This window comes from Hymenobacter sp. B1770, from assembly GCF_049896385.1.
In the GTDB taxonomy this organism is placed as follows: Bacteria; Bacteroidota; Bacteroidia; order Cytophagales; family Hymenobacteraceae; genus Hymenobacter.
The window spans coordinates 1-959 of record NZ_JAFCUF010000050.1 but is presented as its reverse complement, the minus strand read 5'-3'; the positions used below and the strand labels follow the sequence as shown (position 1 = coordinate 959).

Here is a 959-nt window from a genome sequence, read left to right as displayed (position 1 = left end):
TTGCGGATGATGAACGGCTTGAACAGCTCGGCCGCCATGCTGTGGGTGGGGGCCGAAATTATCGCCCACGGCATTCCATTTACCAGTCATTTACTGCACGAGTTAGAACAGGCTTTAGCCCATATTCCGGTGGTGGCCTGGCTTGCCAAGGCGCTGGCCTGTGCCGTTGCCGGACTACTGATTGGTTTTGTGGTTGAGAGAATCGTGCTTCTGTTTAAGAAGATATTCCGAAAGCAATAAGGAGGGGCAAACTACCTGCACGGTTTTTGGCTCTGAACACTGTTGCAATGGTTCAATGCCCGATGCCAAGGTTACGGGCAGCATCGGCGAAGAGCGCCGTCGAATTTCTAGAAAAGACCCGTGGCTCCTTTGGCGGTGACTAGGAAAACGTTGAGGAGAATGCCCATTTGTAGCAGGCCCCGGTCCGACACCCTAGGCATCCGACCGGTTGTCGTTAGGACTCCCAAACGAATTTAGTTCTGGCAACAACCGGTCCGACGCCTAGGGCGTCGGACCGGTTGTTGCCCCCCAAGCTTTTACTCCCCTGGGCCAGCGGCCCCGTCTGTCAAGGCGCTGGCCCGGCGTGTGGCTCGAAACCGCAAGTGCTTTTCTATGCTCACGATGAACAGCAAGGCCAGCCCGGCTCCGAAAATGCGCAGCAGCTGCACGGCCCCTAGCGGACTGGTGCTGAAGGTATTATTCATGAATGGCAGATAGATAAATACCGCCTGGAAGAGGAACATGGCAGCAATGCCATAGTAAATCCAAAGGTTTGAGAAGAAGCCGATTTCCTTGACCGGCCGCACTAGCGAGCGGCAGCTGAGCAGGTAAAAGGCCTCCATCACCACGAGCACGGTGGTGGCCACTGTCTGGGCTTCGGCCAGCGAAGCGCCCAGGTGCCGCTCGTACACAAACAGGCCAAAAGTGCCCGCCAGCATCAGCGTGCCTACCAGCAGCGT

Annotated in this window: 2 protein-coding genes; one reads left to right on the top strand and one right to left on the bottom strand. The window is 56.6% G+C overall.

Annotation, left to right across the window (positions count from 1 at the left end):
- The coding region (locus tag ACP7AJ_RS21395) for a DUF808 family protein (RefSeq protein WP_426062273.1) at positions 1–240 on the top strand (240 nt) is incomplete at its 5' end.
- Positions 241–536: 296 nt separating this feature from the next.
- On the opposite strand, the gene ACP7AJ_RS21390 is transcribed toward ACP7AJ_RS21395, so the two are convergent.
- Positions 537–959, bottom strand: a 423-nt coding sequence (locus ACP7AJ_RS21390) for a cation transporting ATPase C-terminal domain-containing protein (protein ID WP_426062272.1), incomplete at its 5' end; no start/stop codon positions are given.